2 protein-coding genes are annotated in these 2102 nt (G+C 61.2%); both read right to left on the reverse strand.

All coding sequences use genetic code 11. From position 1 onward, the window contains the following. Window positions 1–60 precede the first annotated feature (60 nt). The gene (locus CXY72_RS00115) at window positions 61–1746 is read right to left on the reverse strand and encodes a ribonuclease J (protein ID WP_104125724.1); all 1686 of its coding nucleotides are present in this window, start codon (window positions 1744–1746) and stop codon (window positions 61–63) included. 26 nt (window positions 1747–1772) lie between these two features. Continuing rightward, on the reverse strand, window positions 1773–2102 hold a 330-nt coding region (locus CXY72_RS19375), incomplete at its 5' end, for a hypothetical protein (protein ID WP_158252391.1).

Consider the following 2102-nt stretch of genomic DNA (forward strand, 5'->3'; position numbering starts at 1 on the left):
AGCAGCGGCCCGGCACACGTGATGTGCCGGGCCGATCGCGTTCGTAGCTCCCGCTAAGCGCTAGGCGTCAACGACGACCGCCGTGATCACCGGGTTGCGCCGATACTTGCGTTGCATCCAGCGGGTCACGCTCTCGGAGAAGATGCGCTCGAGGGCTGCTCCGTCGAGCGCGTTGTTCTGGGTTGCTGCAACCATGGCCTTGTCGATGACCTGCGCGGCATTGGCTGCCCAGTTGGCATCGTAATTGAAGCCGCGGGAGATGAATTCCACCGGTTCGGCCAGGCGTCCCGTCTTGGTGTTGAGAATTCCCAGAACGGTAATGGCACCGTCTTCGGCGAGGAGTCGACGGTCTTCCATCGCTTCCGCTGCATCTCCTCCGACGGTCATTCCGTCGACGAGGACGTAGTCGGCCGGCACTCGGCCCACGACGGTGGCGCGTCCGTCGACCAGGTCGACCACGATGCCATCTTCGACGACGAGAACGTGGTCTTTACTGATTCCGGTGCGCACGGCCAGGTCCGCGTTGGCGGTGAGGTGGCGCCATTCACCGTGCACGGGCATCACGTTGGTTGGGCGCATCACGTTGTAGCAGTAGACGAGTTCGCCCGCGCTGGCGTGCCCGGACACATGGACTTTGGCATTGGCCTTGTGCACGACGTTGGCACCCCAGCGGGTCAGTCCGTTGATGACCCGGTAGATGGAGTTTTCATTTCCGGGAATGACCGAACTGGCCAAGAGAACGGTGTCGCCCTCTCCGATGCGGATGGTGTGTTCACGGTTCGCCATGCGGGCCAGTGCCGCCATCGGTTCTCCCTGTGAACCGGTGCAGATAAGAACGACCTTGTCGTCTTGCATCCGCTCCAGGGCCTTGACATCCACGAGCAATCCCTTCGGGATATGCAAATACCCCAGCTCAGCGGCCATACCCATGTTGCGGACCATGGATCGGCCGACGAAGGCCACCTTGCGGTTGTGGCGTACAGCCGCATCGATCACCTGTTGGATGCGATGGACGTGGCTGGCAAAGCTGGAGACAATGATCCGTCGTGGCGCGGTGCGAAACACGGTGTCGATGGCGGGGCCGATGTGGGCTTCGGGTGTGGTGAATCCGGGCACAACGGCGTTGGTCGAGTCGATCAGCAGCAGGTCGATGCCTTCGTCGCCGAGCCGGGCGAAACCGGGCAGGTCGGTGAGTCGGTTATCGAGGGGGAACTGATCCATTTTGAAGTCGCCGGTGTGCACGACCAGCCCGGCTTCTGTGCGGATGCCGATGGCGAGGCCGTCGGGGATGGAATGGTTCACCGCCAGGAATTCAAGGTTGAAGGGACCAACAGAGCGGCGTTCGCCTTCCTTAACTTCAACGACCGGGGGATGCAAGCGGTGTTCCTGAAATTTTGCTCCGACAAAGGCAAGGGTCAGCTTGGAGGCGATGACGGGAATGTCACCGCGTTCCTTGAGCAGGTAGGGCACTGCGCCGATGTGGTCTTCGTGGCCGTGGGTGAGGACGATGGCTTCGATGTCGTCGAGCCGGTCACGCAAGATCGAGAAATCGGGCAGGATCACGTTGATGCCGGGCTGAATGTCTTTCGGGAACAGCAGCCCGCAGTCGATAACGAGCAGTTTGCCTTTGTGCTCAAACACGGTCATATTACGACCGATTTCACCGAGCCCGCCGAGCGGGATGATGCGCAGACCGCGCGCCGGAAGTGCGGGCGGTGCAGTAAGGGACAGTGGATGGGTGCTCATGGAGCTCTTTTCTTGGGGCGCGGGCGTCAGCCCACGAAATGGTCAGGTTCGTATGGGTCGGGCAGGAAATCGGCCACGTCACTGGCAATGAAATCCGAGGCCGGCATGGTGAGCCGGTCGAGAAATTCAAAGGCGAGTTGCCGAATTGCCGGAGCGGCGATATCGGTTTCGGCGCTGATCTCGGTGGAGAACCACCGTGCCAACGCTCGTTTGGGGTCGTTGCTGGCGACAGCATCGATGAAGTCGCCGAAGAATGTTGAATCGTCGCGATCAAGACCGGTCTCGGAGGTGTTGGACTCCGCGTGGGCGCGCGTGACCGCGACGTAATACCGCGCGACGGTGTAAATGAAGAGGAA

Origin of the sequence: Cryobacterium sp. Y57 (genome assembly GCF_002929505.1) — a bacterium.
Lineage (GTDB): Bacteria > Actinomycetota > Actinomycetes > Actinomycetales > Microbacteriaceae > Cryobacterium.

What these genes read in the sequence shown, in the direction of transcription:
- CXY72_RS00115 (WP_104125724.1), bottom strand. Translation starts at nt 1,746, where the DNA reads ATGAGCACCCATCCACTGTCCCTTACTGCACCGCCCGCACTTCCGGCG.